Origin of the sequence: Olleya sp. HaHaR_3_96 (assembly GCF_019278545.1) — a bacterium.
Taxonomy (GTDB): Bacteria; Bacteroidota; Bacteroidia; order Flavobacteriales; family Flavobacteriaceae; genus Olleya.
Genome location: NZ_CP058987.1, coordinates 2,881,606 through 2,902,699, shown reverse-complemented (window position 1 = coordinate 2,902,699; position 21,094 = coordinate 2,881,606). Strand labels below are relative to the sequence as shown.

At 33.9% G+C, this 21,094-nt stretch carries 16 protein-coding genes; 13 read left to right on the top strand and 3 right to left on the bottom strand.

The genetic code is table 11. The features are described from left to right. Positions 1–130 precede the first annotated feature (130 nt). Positions 131–763: an RNA-directed DNA polymerase gene (locus H0I26_RS12710; protein WP_218699424.1), complete on the top strand. Its 633-nt coding sequence runs from the start codon at positions 131–133 to the stop codon at positions 761–763. Here H0I26_RS12710 and H0I26_RS12705 read toward each other — a convergent pair. The 3 genes from H0I26_RS12705 to H0I26_RS12695 all read right to left on the bottom strand — a co-directional run bounded on the left by H0I26_RS12705 (position 756) and on the right by H0I26_RS12695 (position 6,321). After that, positions 756–4,232, bottom strand: coding sequence for a DUF4132 domain-containing protein (locus tag H0I26_RS12705; RefSeq protein ID WP_218699422.1), 3,477 nt, complete (start codon positions 4,230–4,232; stop codon positions 756–758). The two genes, H0I26_RS12710 and H0I26_RS12705, sit on opposite strands and share 8 nt — an antisense overlap. A gap of 13 nt (positions 4,233–4,245) precedes the next feature. Beyond that, on the bottom strand, positions 4,246–4,665 hold the full coding sequence (locus tag H0I26_RS12700; RefSeq protein ID WP_218699420.1) for a hypothetical protein: 420 nt from the start codon (positions 4,663–4,665) through the stop codon (positions 4,246–4,248). Between the two features lie 390 nt (positions 4,666–5,055). Further along, positions 5,056–6,321 (bottom strand): tetratricopeptide repeat protein, encoded by a 1,266-nt coding sequence (locus H0I26_RS12695; RefSeq protein ID WP_218699418.1) that lies wholly within the window; start codon positions 6,319–6,321, stop codon positions 5,056–5,058. 790 nt (positions 6,322–7,111) lie between these two features. Between H0I26_RS12695 and H0I26_RS12690 the strand changes: the two genes are divergently transcribed. From H0I26_RS12690 to H0I26_RS12635, 12 genes are all read left to right on the top strand, one after another. Beyond that, positions 7,112–8,158 (top strand): hypothetical protein, encoded by a 1,047-nt coding sequence (locus tag H0I26_RS12690; protein ID WP_218699416.1) that lies wholly within the window; start codon positions 7,112–7,114, stop codon positions 8,156–8,158. Between the two features lie 5 nt (positions 8,159–8,163). Then, on the top strand, positions 8,164–8,715 hold the full coding sequence (locus tag H0I26_RS12685) for a hypothetical protein (protein WP_218699414.1): 552 nt from the start codon (positions 8,164–8,166) through the stop codon (positions 8,713–8,715). 11 nt (positions 8,716–8,726) lie between these two features. Further along, a complete protein-coding gene (locus H0I26_RS12680) occupies positions 8,727–10,316 on the top strand; it encodes an OmpA family protein (RefSeq protein ID WP_218699412.1) in 1,590 nt (529 codons plus the stop codon). A gap of 2 nt (positions 10,317–10,318) precedes the next feature. Continuing rightward, complete coding sequence (locus tag H0I26_RS12675; protein ID WP_101018563.1) at positions 10,319–10,768, top strand: hypothetical protein; 450 nt, start codon at positions 10,319–10,321, stop codon at positions 10,766–10,768. Between the two features lie 51 nt (positions 10,769–10,819). Continuing rightward, complete coding sequence (locus H0I26_RS12670; RefSeq protein ID WP_218699411.1) at positions 10,820–11,704, top strand: hypothetical protein; 885 nt, start codon at positions 10,820–10,822, stop codon at positions 11,702–11,704. 26 nt (positions 11,705–11,730) lie between these two features. Next, a complete protein-coding gene (locus tag H0I26_RS12665) occupies positions 11,731–12,237 on the top strand; it encodes a hypothetical protein (protein ID WP_101018562.1) in 507 nt (168 codons plus the stop codon). A 21-nt stretch (positions 12,238–12,258) separates the two neighbouring features. Further along, complete coding sequence (locus tag H0I26_RS12660; protein ID WP_218699409.1) at positions 12,259–13,380, top strand: hypothetical protein; 1,122 nt, start codon at positions 12,259–12,261, stop codon at positions 13,378–13,380. 2 nt (positions 13,381–13,382) lie between these two features. Beyond that, positions 13,383–14,117 (top strand): hypothetical protein, encoded by a 735-nt coding sequence (locus H0I26_RS12655; protein ID WP_218699407.1) that lies wholly within the window; start codon positions 13,383–13,385, stop codon positions 14,115–14,117. A 4-nt stretch (positions 14,118–14,121) separates the two neighbouring features. Beyond that, complete coding sequence (locus tag H0I26_RS12650) at positions 14,122–15,729, top strand: PASTA domain-containing protein (RefSeq protein WP_218699405.1); 1,608 nt, start codon at positions 14,122–14,124, stop codon at positions 15,727–15,729. Further along, a complete protein-coding gene (locus tag H0I26_RS12645; protein WP_218699403.1) occupies positions 15,722–16,438 on the top strand; it encodes a hypothetical protein in 717 nt (238 codons plus the stop codon). The genes H0I26_RS12650 and H0I26_RS12645 overlap by 8 nt, the downstream gene beginning before the upstream one ends. An 806-nt stretch (positions 16,439–17,244) precedes the next feature. Further along, complete coding sequence (locus tag H0I26_RS12640) at positions 17,245–18,933, top strand: tyrosinase family protein (RefSeq protein WP_218699401.1); 1,689 nt, start codon at positions 17,245–17,247, stop codon at positions 18,931–18,933. A 109-nt stretch (positions 18,934–19,042) separates the two neighbouring features. Beyond that, the gene (locus H0I26_RS12635) at positions 19,043–20,650 is read left to right on the top strand and encodes a hypothetical protein (protein WP_218699399.1); all 1,608 of its coding nucleotides are present in this window, start codon (positions 19,043–19,045) and stop codon (positions 20,648–20,650) included. The last annotated feature ends 444 nt before the right edge of the window (positions 20,651–21,094 follow it).

The window sequence follows — 21,094 nt, the reverse complement described above, 5'->3', positions numbered from 1 at the left end:
ATTCCATGTAGCATTGAAAATAGGATATAGTTATACACATAAATATATCTGTCCATTATCTACAATGTTCAGTGGTCCTCAAGACATTTGATTTTTAGTCAACCAATAAAATGAATTACTTTTATAACCTATGAAGCTCTTCTTTACCTATTTTGAAAAACCACATATTTGCGTTCGCCTGAACGATGAACAATTGAATGTTGCAAATGAGATTAATACTGCATTAAAATTAACACATAATACTCAAAAGGGTATTGCATTTCTTATTAAGGATAGGGAAAATTTATTAGCACATATTAAAATAGAAGAGGAGGCATCTATTGTTAAAATAGACATAAGGAATTATTTTTATTGTATAAATCATAACATACTACTAGAGAAAGTAAAAGTAGTCGCTCCAAAAATTGTTGCTACACTTGAGCGTTTTCTTGATGAGTTAAACAAAAGTTTACAAGTAGAAGAATTTGTAAATACAAAAGGGATTAAGAATAAAAGTGGGTTAGTTTTAGGACATGAAATGTTTTATAGATTAGCGAGCATCTATTTACAAGATATGGATAGCCTATTAAAGGCATCGCAAAACGTGTTAAAATACTATCGATTTATAGATGATATCCTAATAGTAACAAAGGATAGTAATGAGGTTGTTTATTTAATAGCATCTGAACTCCATAAATTAGCCTTAGAAATGAATTATCAAAAATTAATAATTACACCTCCAAGGCAGTCTTTTACGTATTTAAAACAACCATTTTCTAGGTAGCATTAATTTGTCTTAATATACTTGAGTCCGTAATTTTATCGTCTTTTGCCAACAAAAAGGCTTTACTTAAAATGACCATTAACACTTTGTCTCCTTCGCTAAAAGGAAGCCAAACTTTTTTCTCTTCTTTGGCTGTACTGTTTGGTACTATGCATAAATATTGATCATTTGGTTCCATGAGGATATTACCACTACCAAGGTTAATCTTATAGGTCTTTAATTGACCTTCAACCACCAAAGCATTATCTACAAAAGAACATTGCTTAGCGATGTTAATCATAGGTATAATTTTTTGAAGAAGCTGTTTCCTAATGGTAGCTATCGGAGTATTACTCTTTTCTCCAAAGTTCTGACTATTCCAGTTTCTTACTAATAATTCATCTTGTGTATTTGTTGGTAAATATGGATCTATATAGAAATTTGCTACAGCAACAAATAAATCAATGTCCCTAAAGACCTCTGAAAAAATAATTTCAGGAATTTCATTCAACGCTACTTTTTCTGAATAGTCGATTTGTTTTGATTTAGAATAGGTTTTTAACTTGTAAAATCGAACATCTTCGGTAGTAGGAGTAGAGTATAATACGCCTTCAGATACACCAAGCCAACCCGCTAAATTCAGGTTTGGTAACTTTATATAGGGCGCCTCCTCATAACTCATGGTCCACATTCTTCCTTTACCTAAAGCGTATAGTGTATTTCCGTTTAATGTTTGCCCCGCAAATCTATTCGAAAAGTCATGGGTATTCTCTTCGGCAGGAGTAAGCTTATAAACTTCTCTATAAGCTTGTTTAAACGGCTGCTTAATTTTGTTTTCATAAATAAAACTTCTCCACTGTTCTACCTCTTCAACAGTTGATGTCGCTGGGTGCCAAAGTGAGACTTTAGAAGGAGCACTTAATGTTACAATTTCGCCTACGTCATTCTTAAAACTAGATTCATGAAACAGCACATTATGAATTCCATGACCATCTTCAACCGTCCAAATCAACTTCTCGGTTTGATATTTCATGAAATTGTTTCGTATCAGGTATGTGTTCCAATCTTCAAAACTCCATGTTCGTAATGAAAGCCAAGACTTTTCAATTCTATTAGACTGTCCTTTTAATGATTCAGTAATACCTTTTCCTATTGCTTTTAGTTCATCAACTTCACCTTTGTGATGCTCTCTTAATATTTTAGGAACTGATTTTACAGTTTTACCTTCTTTTTCGAATGTTAAAACAGTTTTATAATCTTCCAAAGACAACTTGGCTTGATAATCGCCTATTGTTTGAGTTCTAAAATAATCTTCGTTAAGCGCAAAGTTAGGAATAACAACATCTTCCAGTTGTTCTTGTGTGTATTCTTTTAAAAGATTCGTGAATTTGTTCATTCTTGTGTTTAAGGCTTTAATAAAAGGATTGTATGTTGCCTTAGCCTTAAGGTTTCCAAGAATAGTATAGGATTCAATAGAACCTTCTGCAGCTAGGTATTCCAAAACAACAGCTCCAGTTTTTGCTCTAAAGGCGCCACCTGTTACCTTTTTATAACACTTTTTAATGAGTAACTCAATCCAAACATTTGTACCTGGGTTATTAGTTAAAATAGCAGCAAAGGCCATTCCTGTTAAGCAGGACACTTTTTCTTCGTCAAGGAACCATTCATCTTTTTTAACACAATAACTTAAAAAATGACTAAGCCCATTAGCTAATTCTGCGGAATCAATGACTTGAGTGATTTCATTTAGTGTTTTTGTCCATGTTTTTCCTGCCTTTTTATCTAGAGGATGCGACAAGCAATGGATTAAGAATTTTTTCCAACTTTCTTTTTTATCAGAGTTTTCTATTACTGGTTTGAAGTCCTTAAAACGCATATCATTCTCCAAATCAACAGCATCTAAATTGGACTTAACTCTTACATTGTCTTTTTCAGATTCTATATTTTTAATGAATTTTTGTGCGTTTGATTCTCCTGTTGCAAAGCCTGTAATATCTTGTTTCAAAAACTGACCTTGATACAATTTGTACTCCTCTTCAGTAACCAATGTTATGATTAAAACATGGCGTTGCTGATAGGCTTCTGAATCTTCCAAAAACACTTTTCTTTCCAGTGCGACCAATTGATAGGGTACCTTTTCTTCAAAAAGTATTTTGTTAAGTGCTCCGTTTATGGCGTAACCAAAACCGTCGGTACTTGTTGCTTGGTATTGATTACCATTAAGTATAAACTTTACGCGACTCTCTTTTCCTACAGTATAGAATTTGGTAACATCAATTTCACAAACGTTTTGTAATAGTTTAAATATGGGTCTTATTTGAGAATGATGAAGGCCTTTATAAGGGTCATGTCTGTTTGGAATGGCAACTTGTTCAAAGCCAGAAAAAAGCTTATTGCACCAGTTTTTCTCCATATCGGGCATCGCTGAAATAAACAAAGCAACACATTGTGATATTTTCGATTTAAGGTTTTTATGACTTGAATGATTAATCCATCGCTCTTTAATTAAAAAATCCCATAATTCTTCAAAAAACCAGGGTTCAACCACGTTATTAGTTAATCGTTTATCAACTCGTATTTCTAAATTATTTTGCTCTTGATGTATTTTTGAGAGAATAGTTAGCTTTTCGTTAGATTCGAAATTTTGATCATCGATTAAATTTAAATTTTGAAGACTAGAATGACTTCTAAGACTTCTATAGGGAGCCTCAAAGGCACCAATTGATGGCTTGCTTAAAAATCTACTAACTAGTGTACCAATTTGAAATCGACTGTCTTCTGGTATTTTGTTTAAGTAGGAATAGATAGACAAACTTTCAATGTCTAATGTTCTTAAATTATTTTCATCGATTTCGAGTATTTTGTTTAAATCGGTATGAAAATTAATTAATTCGTTTAATAACTTGGATAATTCGTCTTTAGATATTAATTCATCTAAAACAATGTGCAGTTCTGAAGTCACATCGTCAAGATTCAGCACGTCTTGGTGCCAAATGAAAAAAGCAACAAAAAGTTGTAAACTGTTCTCAATGATCCCTGCATACTTTAAGCCGTATGTTAACGAAGGAAGCAACTCTTTTATGGCTTCTTTTGGATATTCTTTAAGGTAATCAAAAGACTTTAGATTAAAATTGTTACGTGATGCTGCATGAAAAGTGACAAGATCCTTTAGCAAGTTTAAATAGGCCCCCTCAATATTATTAGGTTCTTGAAGAATAATTTCGCCAAAGTTCTTATAATCAGAGTTACTTCCACTTCCAAAATAATAGTTATCTCTCTTGGCACGCCCAAAAGTGTTGTATGGCATGGTAACAAGCGGTGCACCTTCGGCATAGAGTCTAGTTAGCTCCCTTTCGTAACTTTGGAACTTGTATGCTTCATTGGCTTGGGTAAATTTTGGTTTTAAATCTTCCAGAACTGACGCAATAGTATTGAATCTTATATTTTTAGAAATTTGTTCTGCTTTAGTTTTTGAAAAAAAGTTTTTCATTTTGCTCATAAAATTATCCGCCTTGTAGTTGTGTTAGTTTAATAAATTTAACTTGGCTTTGGTCTGTGATAACGACACTCTCTTCCAAGTCTGAATATTGTTTTTCATCAATTAAAACAAAGAACATATTGTTTTGAAATGCTTCTAGAGCAATGTAAGTTTCTTTTTCTGCATCAAGTTTTAAAGATTCTACACGTTTTTGTAGTTCTTTATTCTTCTTTTGTAATAGGTCTTGGTTTAAACGCTTTTCTTCATCGGATAAAAAATGATGATTAGACTTCACTGTTGTTGGATCTTTATTTATAGCATTTACAGTAGCCGCTACTTTGGCAGTAATGATGTCTTTTAAGGTTAACTTATCCGTTGGTAAATTAACAACAATAGTATCAATGACCCCTTGACCAATTATTTCTTCTACGATGGTTAGTTTCATAATTATAATCTAATATACAGTATTTATTTTTTTAACACTTATAAGTGTTTTTCTTTAGAATGTAAATATAATTTAAATCTGGCACTGTTTTATCCGTGAAAACCGTTTAATTTTTGGAGCTGCTTTTGTGCAAAGCGACTATAGGAGCGTAATGAGAAAGCGTATGAAATAGTTAGTTAATGAACGTGAGTTCGATGTAAGAAAAACGTCTCAGTACTAGTAAAATCTGAAAAAAATTAGTGCTTCATCTTCGCTCAGCAGAACTATCCAGAACCACGTTTTTCGTTTTTAAATTGCTTTTCTCAATACAATTTTCTATTGAAAATCAATTGAAATAACCATTTAAAAAATTAAAATCCTTACATTAAAATCACGTTTAATTATAGCTTTTTATGATTCAAATACACTTAGTAATTGGTTTTTAAGCTTTTCATCTTTTTTGTTTAGTACTGATATTTTATCTAACGCTCCCGTAGCTAAAGATTTATAGTATACTATGTCCTCATCAGGATTGTCTTTTATCAGTGTTTTAAAAGATTGGATTGCTTTTTCTAGCTCGTTATTTAGTACATAAGCAGTTGCTAAGTACTTCCATACAGACATTTGATTGTATGAAGGCAATTTGCTGCAGATAGATGCTAAATGCTCACAGATTTTTAAAAACTCTGGATAATTTGGCTTATCATTTTTATAGACTAAACATAGATTTAGGGTTCCCGCCTGTGTAGGCAAGATTTGGTAACAACGTCTCCACCATTTCTCTGCATTGTCATAGTCTTTTAATCTGCTATACCATGAGCCTAAATGATAGCAAGCACTTTCATGTTCTTGAATTGCCTCTTTTATTTTTTTAGTTTTTCTTCCTTTAAAGGGTATAATATCTTCTAAATAGGGCTCTAAACTAGCTATAGCAGCTTTACTGCTTGCTTCTTTACTTCCGCCTTCATCTTCCACTCTAAATAGTATTTTTCGTGCTTTAAACAGTTCTTTACTAATATCACTTTGGCTCGGGTAATTGACTAAAGGCGTCAAACCAATTGCCTTAAAAAAGCTTATACCTGGTTTTGTAATTTCTTTATTCCAAAGGGATAGTAACAATTTTTTATTTTCGTCTGTCGTTACAAAATCTGCAATGACTTTTTCACGAATTGGAGTATCAGGTATGACTCCTTTATACATTGGTAATGCACATTCTTCGTTAAAATCACCAAAACATTTTAGATAAACAGAGGCGCCTTTCATGATATAAGGTTTAATGTCTGCGTCTGTTAACAATTTTTGACCTACAGTTGCTAGAACAGTACAATGTTGAAACAGTTCAAAGTCCGTACTATATTGGTAGTTATTTTCCCATGCTTTATTGATAAGTGGAGGCCCCCAAAGGTCTTTAACATTTTCTAAAACATCACTTGGAGCGGATTCGTCTATTTTATTTTTTAGGACTCTTAACTGCGCTTTAGAATAGATACCTAGTGTGTAATCAACAGCTACAAAATCATCATCATTATCATCATAATCTAGGTATTGGTTTCTTAAAAGGGCTATTTTTTTTATAGACTCTTTTTCATAATCTACTAGTTTACTTAAAAACAACGTTTTATATTCCTTGAAAAGGATTTGGGTCATTTCTTCAAACCATTTTATGTCTTCTTTCATCTTAAGGATTTATTAATGTCTTTGTTAATCTTTATTTAGAGTGTAAATATAATTTAAAATGCGCATCCATTTTATCCCTGAAAACCGTGTAATTTGAAAGCATTATAATTGTACAAAGTATTAAATGCTAAACCACGTAAAAAAAACAATGCTAAAATGCCCTAAGTAATACAGCTTCTATAGAAACGAGAACATTCTTGGATATTCAATATTTCGACTTCGCTCAATCTAAACGGCAAATAGAATTATAGCTTAAAAACTATATTTCAATGGTAAAACCGAAAATGCATATTTGCATTATAATGTTCTGCGTGGAGTCTATCCTGAACGACATGGAAACGTTACTTTACTTTGATAAAAAAATAGGACAGAACTTAAATAAAAGGTCTGGTAGTCCTTTTTTCTTTTTTAAATTTTATTAAAAATGTAATACAATACGTTTTGTCCGAAACAACATTAGGCGTTAAATGGGGATATGTATTAAATAAGATTACTATCAGAATTAATGTATTGGGTTTATAGAAATACGTAATTGATCAAACTCAACCGATTGTCAAGGGACACTTCTAAACCGTTAATTTAAATAAAAGGGTTGATAAACCTTATTAAAAAGGGTTAAATGCCACAAGGATTGTAAGTAATTAAAAATCAAATTTGTAAAGCAGAAAAACGCGCAAGCTTTGTATAAAGAAAACAGGTGTTAAATATTTATTTTCTTTAAAAAAGTAAAAATAGCTTTCAAGTTGTTAAAACTTAAATAAAATAAATGATTAAAATATAATATTATTCTATGAAAACAATCGTCATTCAATCTATCGGAACGGCTAAACCAGGAATTACTAAAATCTTGGCAGATGCATTTGAAATCAATCATCAATTGCTAACTCAGATGATTTATAACGCACCCAGTCTGTTTTTACACAAAGTAGACGAAGAAACTGCCGCTAAAGTAAAAAATATGCTTACTGAGTTAGGCTTAGAAATATTAGTTCAGAAAGCTGAGGATGCTATTCCAACTCCAACAGAAAAACTTGATTTAGCACTTTATATACAAAATCCACTTAAAATTCAGAAAATAGCCAAACAATTGTCCGATTTTATTGGTATCAACGAAAAAGAGGCTTTTGAATTGTTAATTCAAGATCCTTCTGTTGTACTTGGTGGTGTTAGCCAAAATACAGCTTTTGCTCTTGACAAAAGAATAGATGCAGAAGTTATGGCAAGTAATCCTCGTAAAGCGACTTATACCATATTAGTAAAAGATTTGACGCCTTCTTTTATTAATGAATTTGGGTTATTATGCCAAAACGCAGGATATACATTAGACCAGAATAAAATAATGGGACTTACCCATAAAGAGGCACAACAGTTATGGACTAAAGTACAAGACCCTCAAAAAATAAAATTAGTTAATGAAGATTTTATACGCTATAGAATCATTCTGAATGCTTTTGATGCCAACAATGAAGTCTCTGTAAAATTCTTAAATGAACAAATCGGGATGCCTACAGAGTTAATTGGCAGACTAAACGATTATTTACCACTTGAAATTGTTGAAAGCCTTTCTAAATCTAAGGTTGAACCCTATTTAGAATTAACAACAGCAGCTGCTTTAGACTGTGAGAGTCATGTAAATTCAGTAGATCGATACCAGTTGCAAATTCAAAATATCACACAGAAAGAACAAGTAGAAAAGACATTGGATCTATTTTTTAAGACAGTAGACATTAAAGATACCAAATGGCAAACCCCAGAAAAGCTAGACAGTGTGCTTAATCGTTTGTTATCTGAACAATTAGAAGCATTGGGCTGCGATGTTGAACCTATTTATAGTTAAACCCTATGGAAAATATTAATTTACATTACAATATTGCCGAACAAGGTAAACTTTATGCAACGCAAGGAAACCATAAAGAAGCTTTGAGGCATTATAAAGAGGCCTTGCGGATGTCTCAACAAATACCACAAGCAGATATTTTTTTTCAACATTATAGCCAATGTGCAATGGAAAGCTTGGAACAAATGAAATCTTACCTAGAGGTGATTGCTTTCTGTGATAAATGCATTGCCTTTATGGAAACAAAAGAGGACTTACAAGAGCACTCTATTTTTATGAAGTATTTAGCGTCTTTATGGGAACGCAAAGGCATACAATATTTATACCTCAACGAAAAAGAAGACGCTATAATAGCATTCGAAAATGCAATAGCAATTATAAAGCCTCATAAAATTCCTTTGACTCAAGAACTCTATAATTGGTGTAAAAGAGGCTATACCATTAGCCAACAACAAATAGAAAGTCTTAATAAAAAGCATCATTATTATACTGTTAGAAAGGACAGTATAAACTCTCAAATAGCAATAGAATTACCAGAAATGATCAATCCATTATAATTAAACAACATATGTCAAACGTAACAAAAATTCAAGAAGGAGCAGCAGTACTACAACAAGTAGATGTTAGTGATATTTTCACTTCCTTAGCTATGGGTATAGCAGATGCCCAAAAGAAGTTAGATGATAATTCTATCGCTCAAATCACAAAACTAGCCAATACCACATTAGGCGATAAATCGCTATTAGAACTGGGTTTTGCACCAGCATTCTATAGTTTTACCTATGCAGATATTAGCGCTAACATTCATTTAAAGATGACAATGAAAGATGAGTTTGCGCTATCTGTACAAGTGGACGCCACTTATAATTCTGGTAAACAAGGTAAAGACGATTATAAAAACGTTGAAAAAGAAAAAGCATTTAATTCTGAAAAGAGTAGTTTTAAATCATCACGAAAGTTTTTAATGAAAAGCAGTTCCAAGAATGCTGTTGTTATAAATGACAATCATTATAAATTAGATGAAAGTATAGGTATTGTCTCTAGAATAGATGAGTTTCATTCGGAAATTATCCAGTCACAAGATGTAGAACGCTTAAACTATTCTGTGTTACAACAGTTTGTTACTCACTATACACCGTCTGTAGATTTTACAATACTAAAGATTACAGATTATAGTGGGAATGATGTTGACAAAGATGGAACTGGAAATATAACAGGAGAAATAACTATAGGTAGTAGTGACTTTTCATCAGTTTATTCAGCATCTGGTGGAGTCTACGGTTTTTCAGAACAGCTAATTTATGGTTCTACAGTAAGTCCAAAGGATTTAGAATTTCATTTTGGATTTGATAAACGCATCCTCAATTTTAATTATGCACAAGGGACTATAGACAACGCAGGAAAAGACGCAGAGTTTGAGGCATTGGCTTCTATTTTAAGAGAAGATGACACTGCAAACATTCTTATTAAAGGCTATACCGATAGTAGTGGTGCAGATGCATATAATATAAATTTATCTAAAGACAGGTGTGAAGCTATGCGAGATTATCTAGTTGCCCAAGGCGCTAGAGCCACACAAATACATATTGAGCCGAAAGGTGAAACTTTAGCCAGAGCCAATAGTGGTCCTGATGATACTAAAAATGAAGTCTTTAGAAAAGTAAGCATCGCCATTACTTCAGGAGCTGATTATATTTATTTTAATTCTGTGTTAATTGGAGCTATTCCTGATACTGATGCTAATTACTTTATAACAAATTCTAATAGTAGCATTCTAATCTCATCATCAGCAGAAGATATAAGCGACTATTGGACAGAAAAAAGACAAAGTATAAACTATTATCTAGATAAAGAGACTCAGATAGAGTTTTCTGCTTATTCTAAAACAAGTGAATCTATTAATATTTCAAAACAAGAGGAAGAAGGCGCAGTAGACGAAGTGAAAATAGCACAAAGTGAAAACACTAGTCAATTATTATCTGATAATAGTGGTAATTCTAAATCCAATGAAACTGTTGCTTTAGGATTAAATGTTGATTTACGCATGTCTAAGCAATTTGAAATGTCTGTAGAGGGTAATTCGTCTATGTCGGCACGTATGATTTCCTTACCACCACCAGATGGATTTTTAAAGTACGTAGACTCTTTAATTGAATAATTATGGGAGCTATAGCCACTATAACAAATTCAATAACCAATGCGCCTTTACATCAAATGATAGAGCAAATGGGAATATCTGTTGCCAATGCACAAGCTGCCTTAGATGAGAACTCTATTAAAACGCTAAAGGCACTCGCAGAAAAAGGTGTTGAGATTAATGGAGAAACGACCAATTTATTATTACTAGGATTTGTACCGACTTTTTATGCCTTTACTGAAGCTAGTTTTGAAATGAAAATGGAATTTTCTATGGCAGAATCAGAAGCCTTTTCGGTAGGTGCCAGTGTGGAAGCCGATTTTGGTATTGTAGCCGCATCAGTAAGCGCGTCCTACAGTCGTAAGTTTGATCAGTCTGCAAGTGGATCCTCTAGTATTGCCGCCAGAATGGTATCACTACCTCCGCCAGAAAACCTTTTGGAAATGCTAAAAACGATCAAGCCTGAATTATAAACATAGAACCAAAAAGTTAAAATAAATAGTAACACTTAAAATACAAAAATTATGAGCAGAAACAAACCAAGAATTGGGCAAGAATTACTAGATGTGCCCATGGGCGACATGATTCGTGAAATGGCCTTATCTATAGCAGAAGGGCAAATGGCATTAGACGCCAACTCTATAGACGTTGCAGAAATGATGGGAGGTCTTAAAACCATTACTGATGATAATGGGAATATAACTTTTGAAGACAGTCGCGTGTTTTTTGGAAAAGAAAGAATAACCTACCAAGAAGCGGTACAAAATTACAATGAAAGCAAAGATGCTTTCTATAAAGGACAAATTGAGACACAGTTGGCAGGTAAATTCGCAGAAGATACAAGTCAAGTTAAAACTGTATTAGGCACAGTAATTTCGGAAGTCTATAAAACAGGTTCATCACCACATAAGTATGAAGTATTTATTGGTTATGACAGCAATAACAACGCTAAGTATCAAGAAATTAGCGAGATAGAGGCAAAAAAAATAAAGCTAAATGATGGTCTTTCTGGTACATTAACTATTTCCATACCCCAAAGACTATCTATGATGGAGTTGGGTTTTACACCAACCTTTTATCAATTTGTAGACACTATTATCGAAGTAAAAATAGCTATTAAGTATACCCATGAGGCTTCTTCATCTGTTGATATTAATCGATCATCCACTAATAAAAGTAGTCGAGGCGTAGGTGGTGGTATTGCTAAGTTATTTGGTAGTCCAAATGCTAGTAAAAGTAATGTTAGTACCTCTCAGGTAAATGCTAGTTACTCTCAAAAATACAGTTACTCTGCTGAAGGAAGTAGTCTATTAAGAACCAAACTAGTTCCTATCCCGCCACCAGCAGTGTTGGAAGAAAGAATTAGAAAGATGATGGAAGAAGAATTTACAGAAGCACCAGCTGAGTAATCAATACATAAATTAAATACGATCTTATGAACATAGGTAAAGAATTATTAAACGTGCCATTTCCGCAGATGATTAAAAATTTGGGAGTTGGTATTGCTGAGGCACAATATGCCTTAGACAGAGTATCTATTCGTATTGCGCAAATGATGAGTGGTCATAAGCTTAATGCCAATGGTGAAATGGAAAAAGATGAAACAGCCTTAATCGTATTAAAAGAAGGAGAAGCGGGTGTTAGTTTATTAGCTTTAGGCTTTACACCCACTTTTTATCAATTCGTAGAATCCTATATTTCGATAAAAATGGATATGCGTTTCCAAGAAGAAAGGGATTTAAGTCTTTCGGCAGAAGTTAAAGGACGCTATAGCACTGGTTTTACCAATGTTTCTGCTGCTGTCAACGCCAGTTATTCTCAAAAATACCAATTTGAAGCCAGTGGTAGTTCAGAGCTTAGAACCAAGCTAGTTACCGTGCCTGTACCTATTATTTTTGAAAGTCGCTTGCAAGCCTTATTAAAAGAAGACTCTGGTAGCTAACCTTACAAATTAAGATACTCTATGGCTAAAAATTGGAAAACATTATTACCTAAAGCACCAGAACAGGATTCAGCCTCAGCACTAGATTTAAAGGCGTCACTTGAAGACTTAATACAAGTTGATGATACGCTTAAAAATTTAATTGCAGAGCGCCAAGCTTTAGAAAAACAGATGAAAACGTTAAGTGGTGATTCTGATGTTACAGATGCACCTGCTAATAGTACTTTTGATCAGCCTATTGCTTCCTTTGAAACCAAAAGGAAACAAGACCAACAACAATTTGAAACCAAACGACAATTAGAAGACAAAATTGCTGCCAAAAAGCTAGAGTTTAAACATTGGGAAAACCAAAGGAACACACTGAAATTAAAAGTTACTACTGCCAAAAAGCAAGTTGAACGCGCTAAGACTTTTAAAAAGGACTTCAAGAAAGATGATTTTGAAGCCAGGTGGGAAAAACAACGTCAGACTTTTAAAACCAAAGTCCTAAAAAAACCAAAAGATCTATGGTCAGAACATAGAGATACCCCCAAGGATTTATGGTCAGAACATCGTGACAAACCTAAAGCTAATTGGGCAGAAAACAGAGATACACCCAAAGCGCCAATTTTATCTAAACTAAAAGATTCGGTAGTCAGAACAGTAACCAAAAAAAGCAAACCGAAACCGAAATCAAAAACAATAAAAGACCGATGGGGACAATTAAGAGATCAACAAAAGGAGGCTAAAAAACTGAAAGCTAAGTCTGAGAAAAAATGGGATGACTTTCAAAAACAATCCATGGTAGAGTCTTTTGATGTGGTACCAAAAGAGGGTATTAGTGACATTAAGTCCTTTGAACGTGATTTTAAAACGTTAGCACAAAAAGAAAAAGATGCTTTTGAGCAGAAACAACAAAAGCTTAAAGACAAACTAAAAGCCAAAGCGAAGGCGACTAAACCCTCATTAACTAATCAGGAGAAAAAAGAGGCTAAGCAGGAAGAGGCCAAAGCCCAACGCCAACAAGACAAACAAGCCGAAGAGAAACGAGAAGAGGATAGAAAACAAAGACAAATTAAATCTAGAGACGAGAAAAAACAAGCGCAAAAGCGAGAACAACAACGTGAAGCACGTCAAAAACGTAAAAAAGACAAATACGCATAATTATGAGTCAAGCAAATAATAGCTCCTTAGCATTACATGACATTTTACTATCCATAGCCGATAGTCTTAATGTGGCACAGCATCAGTTAAGAAATATGTCGCCTTATGACGAGTATGGACGACCTAATACCTTATACCAATTGCCTTACTTAGATTTCTCTTTAGAGGTTATCTCTGAAGTTGTAAATGAAACCGAGTCAACAACACCATCTAATGCACGCCTTGCTAATCCTGAGTTAGCAAAAACTGCTGCCTTTACAAAAAGCAATGTGATGACCCAACAAAGTCATCAAGCCTTAGTCTATAAACTCCCAACTACAACACAAAATAAAACTAGTAACGACAGTGCTTCAAATAAAATTACCAGTACTATTTCTGGTCGGTTTGTAGCTGTGATGCCCAATGAAGGTGTTCCTCAGGTATTTATTGTAATGGATGTTGAACAAATTTCGGCAACAGCCTACACACTTAAAGTGACGTTGACTTACGCCACCAATGAGCCTGTTGTAGGACAAAAGGTAGAAATTAATTTTGATGAAGCGACTTCATTAGCATTAAATGATACTGCAACTAGTATCACACCCCCTTTATTTTCGCCTTCCAAAGAAGGATTTACCAATGGAGCAGGCGTTTATGAAACCAACATAACCATTGCCTCAGGCGATGTCAACAAAACGATAATTTTTGTAGCTAACAGTGGAACCATTTTTACCTCTGTAGCTATTAGCAACACTTAATATTATGCCACTCAGTAAACTAAAAAACATACGCATTGATTTTTCATTATTTGATGAAAAGAATAAGCCCAAAGCCAAATTACCCATATTTATTCAATATTATGAGGTTACTACAAATGCATGGATTTCTATTTATGTCGACACTATCACTAAAGGGGTTTTAAGTATTGAAGAAACGACAAAGTCCAGAGCCAAAGCATTATTGTCTTTTTTCAATATTTTAAAAAACAATCAAATACCAGAACTGCGCATTATTGCCCAGAAGGACCTTTATAATTTAGAGAAATTTCAGGTTTTAACCTCATTATATGCTTTTCATTTTGATGAAGAACAGAGTGTCTTGCATTTTGATTTTGGTACCGCTTATCTGTTGCAAGAAGATCTATTAAAAGAACAGCAAGGTTTTAAAGATTTTATAGTAGTAACTTCCCCTTACTCGTTTGCGTATCAAAACCAACTCCTTGATACCTCATTACAACAATGCATCACTAATACTAAGACGTTAGAAGGACAGTTAGACAAATCTAAAACCCAATTAACCGCAAAGCAAAAGCAATATACTGAGGTTACCAATACGTTAAAAACTGCGACTAAAACCCACACCGATTTAAGTAAGGCGCATTCTGATTTAGAAGCTAATTTTAAAAGTTTAGCCAATGATGCTAACGACTGCCAAGAGGAAAAGGAAGCACTGCAAGCCGCATTACATGAAGTACAACAAGAACTAGAAGTATTACATCAGAAAAATGCTCAATTACAAACACAAAATGAATCCCTTACAACGTCTTTAAATGATGCTAAACAAGACATAGAACGTTTAGCTCCTTTTGAAGAAAAGTACCAAGCGTCTCAAAAGGAATATGACGCTTTAAACGGGAATTATACGGAGAGTATTCAAGCGCTTGAACATTGTGCTAAAGGGTACACTGCTTTGCAAGATACTTATGCCTTACTTCAAAAAGAACAACACAACTATTTAGAGCAATTAGAAATTTGTAGTGCGGAAAAAGCACAATCAGAAAAAGAACGATTGGAAGCTAATGCGACCATAAAAGCTTTAGATACCAAATACAATACTGCTGTAGAAGATTTAAGCCTAAAAAATACTGAGGTTAAACAGTTGCAATTAAAAATAGACGCGTTAAGCAAGGACGTTGCTTTTGATTTACGACCTATGCCAGTTAGTGGTGTGTATACCAACATTGTTAATGAGATTCAATTAGCAGACAGCCTAAATAACAGTGACTATAAGCTCTCTAATATTCAGTTAAAAATTAAATCTTTGGTTAATCGAGATCAAGATGGTGTCAATCTTCAATTTTTAAATCATGAAACTGCTAAGGAGATTAATGGAAATTCTATTAGTGAAGTGATATTAGATATCGAAAGCGCCCCAAGAGCCGTTAGCGAAGCTGGTAAGTTACCTAATTTGATTGGTTTTACAGAAACCGCTGTAAGACGCATTTTAAGCAATCAAGGTTTGCGATTGAATCCTGTTTACCAAAAGCAGAGTACTGTACCATCAGGAGAATCTTTTAAGCAGAGTCCAGCAATAAACAGTACGATTCAAAATAATCAATTAATCACCGTAATATTTAGTAAAAATGAATAATTCAATCAAACAGTTTAGTGAAATACTATCAGGTCCTTTAGGTGAGTTAATAGCCTCTATAGGTAGAGGTGTAGGTGAAGCACAAGCAGCTTTAGACGAAGGTTCATTGAGACAGACTTTGGAGCTTTATAAAATCGAAAGCCAACAAGACATTGAGGGGCAGGAAGGAGCGACTTCCGATGAAGAGGCAGTAATAATAAATGAAGAAAGACGTTTGATGCAACTCATTAGAAGTATCGGTTATCAACCTACCTTTTATGTAATTCCAGAAACAGAAGTGGAAGCTAAAGTGTCTCTAAATATGGATATATCTAATAATCAAAGCACAAATCTGCAACAACCTTATCAAAGATCAAAATATAGAGCAAATGTCACACCTCTTAATGCTAATAACATTAACCAATATAATCTGAATGCTAATGCTGCAGCAACTTTAAAATTTAAAATTGTTCCCGTACCAGCGCCAAGTGGTGTCGCTGAAAAACGAATTATGCCTAACCTTATTGATAGAGAATATAATGAAGTTACCAGAGAACATATAGAATCCATAGGTTTGAATTATAAATTAGATGAAGTCTCTGGGAGCCTACTAGAAGCTAACCCAAGTAGTATTCTAAGTATTGAAAAACAAAATATAGATGCCAATAAAATTATTGAATTAGACACCGAAATCCTACTTACATTAAAAATACTTGAACTTGAATTATAAGTTCAAATAGATACAGTGCGTTTTTACCCAAATGAAACGTTGGCAAGATGACCTCAGATAAATTTTGGCTAAAACAAGAGTCAAAATAAATGATCCTATGAATCATTTATTTTGACTGCCAGATGATGTGTATACATTTTGCCTACCTGTTTTATAAACCATCAATAATCACGATTTAAAATTTCAGTACTATATGTTGTTAAACATCACAAATTAATAAGAAGGTTGAACAATAGTACAATTAGAACAGGTGTACAGAAATTATCTCTCAGAGTAATTTTGTACTCTTGTAGAACGCTTTACAAGATATAATAGAAAAAAATAATGCAGAATAATTATTCAATACGATAGTTTTGTAATGATTAAAAAGGTTGGCTATTAAATCGTGCTGATGTTATGTTATGCAATTATTTTCTAGCTATTTAAAATAATCCTCTTCCTTTTTAACTGTATGTTTTCTCACTTTATTTTGATGCTACTTATTTCTTACTAAATTATATTTTTATTCACTCTTTTTTATTGTGTTTAATCTAAGCCGATGAGGCTATTTTAAGTGATATACCTATTACCATCCTTTAATCCACACTAGTAATTTTATTGACCTCGACTATTTATACCTAAACTAAAAATAGGGTATTTATACGCTGTTTTATTTTTTATAAATACGATACATTTGACCTAATTAACTATAAATCAGTTATTAATATGTTGATTTGTAATTATTTGATTGTTTGTTTTTACTTGCTAAAAATAAACTATTTAAGACCGTTAACCCCTTATTTGTACTATACTAAACTAACACTATTATGACCAAAGAAAAATTAAACAAACCTGATTTTACTTCTATTATTGCCGAACCCGTTTGGGACCAAGAGGTGGAGTATTTTTTCGATGAACAGGATTATAACTGTATGATGCACGCGGATGGAGAAAAGCAACAGTCCAGAACTATAAACCTTAAAAGCTACACAGAGGTTAGTGCATTAAGTGCTAAAATATATTATTATGTGTATTACAAATTTATGCCGATGGGTAAAACCAAATGGAATGACGATAAATTATTTTCTTTTAGGAATTGGCTTAGCCATGGTTGTCCAAAAGACACTGCTGATTTAGAGGCTTTTAAAGCAAAACAAGCTGCTATTTTAGACGATACTAGTCTACGCCACAGAAAAAACGTTAATACTTTAACAGCCCAAGAGCAAGAAACGTTAATTACAGCGTTTAAGGGTATTATGGATTTGCCTAAGGATGATCCTAATAGTTTTTATACTTTAGGCGGGCTCCATTGGTATCCTGGTGTTACTTATTGTGAACATCATATACATCCGTTTTTAGCTTGGCATAGAGCTTATATTCTCCAGTTTGAAAATGCTTTACGCTCTGTACCAGGTTGTGAGGCTGTGACGCTTCCGTATTGGGATATTTCTGATGATACTTATCCAGAGTTATTTTCGAAAGCTCCGTTTATAGCTTCAAATCCGCAGGACCCAACGTCGACATCCACTTACCAACTTCCTGAAGAATTTTTAAAAGCTTACCCGTTTGAAGTTAGCAATGGGTCTTTAAAAGCCGATGGTAGTATTATCCGTAATCCTGCAGCAATTTATAATACTCAAAAATGGACTTATTTTAGAGACGCACAACATGATCCAACTAATACCAACAAGATGTTTTTGGATAAAATCATACAATTACCTACATGGAATGCATTTAATGGGTTAGATAAAACGGGGCAATTTGTGTCTGGTTCTGAGACCTTAATGCATGCCCATGATATGGTGCATAATATTAACGGAGCGACTACTGCTAACCAAGATGTTACTGGCTTTGAACCTGTATTTTGGTTATTTCATGCCAATTGGGACCGATTGATGTGGCGTTGGCAAAAACTACATCATACGACTAACGTTGCTGATTTTAAAAAGAATGTCCAAGCCTGTGGAGATAGTACGGACTGGATTGATGGTATTGGGTTGAATAATTTAGATCCTTTTACTAAGTCTTTAGGACTTACAGTAGATCAAACCATTGATTTAAACGCTATGGGTGTTAATTATGTAGAGGCAGCATTACCGTTAACAGCGACCAAACAATTTATTACAGAAGAGATTAGCTTACTACGTATTGCTGATACAGGACAATCTAATAGAAGTGCTTTTACGTTAAGTGATTTGTCTTATGTATCGCTTAGGGTTAAGGATGTGAACCGTATAAAAATACCAGGTTCTTTTACGGTGTCTTTGTATTTGGGTGGCATTTTGCAGCAAACACGATTCTTTTTACAGGCGACCAATCCAGGCAATTGTGAGAACTGTGTGAAACAAGCCTTAGTGAGTTTTGATTTTGTATTTAAACATGAACAGCTACAAAAGGCTAATGGTCAAGTGAAGGTTGAGATCCAACTTTCTAATGGGAATATGGATGAGCAAAGACCAGTAATTCCGTTTCGCACTATAGGACAGCCTACTATTAATATTCGTCTGATACATTAATGGGGTATTATTTTGCGCCTAATTATGATAAAAAGGGTTTAGAAAGGGCACTAAATGTTTATGCCCTTTTTAACCTGAAACCTAAATCCACGTTATAAAACTATTACTTATGAAACCAACTATTTACTTTAAATCGTTTTTAGATATGACACCCGTTCGCTTATTTTGTCTGTTTCTTATAGGAATGAGCTTGTCTTCCTGTAATCAGAATCGTTATGAGGAAATTCCATCACCTGTTGTTTTTACACCAAATATACCAGTTGATGTCGATCCTGTGTTACAAGAACAGTTAAAACAAGCTGGGGATATTTACCAACTTAATCAAACTTACAATCTTTATAGTTGGCAAGCGTTAATCGCTATTAATTGGCCTGTATCCGACAATGGCATCCCTAAACCTAACTTTACAGATGCAGGATCACCTGCCTGGTTAGGTTGGAAAGAAGCTTTTCAGGTCTATAGAGAAGATGGGAAACAACCCGCTACTTGGGGTAGCCCAAGAATACAGACAGGTTTAGGACTAAAATCTAGTTTGCTTAAAGATCGTGACTCTAGAGTGATACTAAGTAGTAGAACACCAACACAACCCGAACATCATAATATTGCGGATGAAACGGATCAGGCTTTTGCCGGTAAATTATTTGATCAGAATGGTGAAGTTGTTGTTTATGAAGTACTAATGAATAAAGAAGAGTTTGATTATATTGTAGATAACAAACTTTATAATATTAACGGTCAATTAGAATTTTCTAAGACACATATCGAAGCTAATTTCCCTAAAGGCAACTATGATAGAGGTGAACTTGGTGCTACAGAGATTAAACTGGCATGGCGCGTTTTTAAGGATACTGATCCACATCAAGACCGCTATTTGACCGATAAAGGTTATATTATTAATGAAACCACAGGACAGCCAAAGCAAGTGCGTCTTGGCTTGATTGGTTTTCATATTAGCCAGAAAACTCCAACAGGCAAGCAATGGGTATGGTCTACGTTTGAACATATTGATAATTTGGATCAGAATGTTATTGTAGGTTCTGATGGTAAGACTACCGTTATACACCCAACACTGACTGATCCTGATTGCGAGATTTGTCCCGTAAATGTGGATGCTACTAATGGTAAAAATACTTATGAGCATCATACCTCAGAGCATAGTGACTACTGGAGCATAACTAGTGATACTAATAACTATTATGCTGCTTCCACTACCATGAAAACACAATCTAAGCGGATGGTTGATATTCCTGTCCGTGTGAGACAAATTAATAGTATGATGCAAGATTATTTTAAGGCACAGGGTAGTGTTTGGCAATATTACCAATTGATTGATACGCAATATCCTGTGGATCAAAATGCGAAACCAGCTACAAGTACTGCTACAGCCTACCATTTACCAGAAAGTGTGATTAATAAATCCGGAGGAGTACCTAATATAGCCTACTTGACTAATATTACTATGGAAACTTTTTTTCAGCAAGGCAATCAAATTGCGGGACTTATGGAAAACTCAACGTCTGAAGGGAGTGCTTTACCTTTAAGTATTTTTGGTACGGAAAGTTGTATTGGTTGTCATTCTAGCGCTGGTATTGCTATTTCTTATGATGCAAAAAACCTGTCCCCTAAATTTGGTGGTCAATTGTCTGGTGACTTTAGCTGGTTACTTAGAAGAGCCTCATGGGATCAGAATCTACCAAAACCAACTCTAGAAGAATAATACGTATCACTCTTAAAACGGATCTAATATGCCACCTTTAAAAACAACCTCCTGCGCTTGTAGTACGACTTCTGGTTCAAAAAAAACACCTAGAAAAGGGAGTCAAAAAATTAGTGTTCTAAATAGTCTATCTGTTGTATTTCTATTCTTTTTTCCTAAATGTCCACTCTGTTGGGCAGGCTATGCATCTCTTTTTAGTTTTATAGGCTTAGGATCGATTAATTATAATTCTAACTGGCGCTTTGTTATTCTTGGTTTATTGTTAATTGGGAGCTTTTTAATACTGCGAAAACACTATTTGAATAAATCATGGCTCAACCTTATGTTTTATGGTTCAGGTCTTTTTATTTTGCTTCTGACGTATTATGCTAATTTGAGTGAAACCTATTGGCTGTATATTATCCTTTTTTTAATTCTGCTAAGTAATTTTTCTAAGCAGACTAA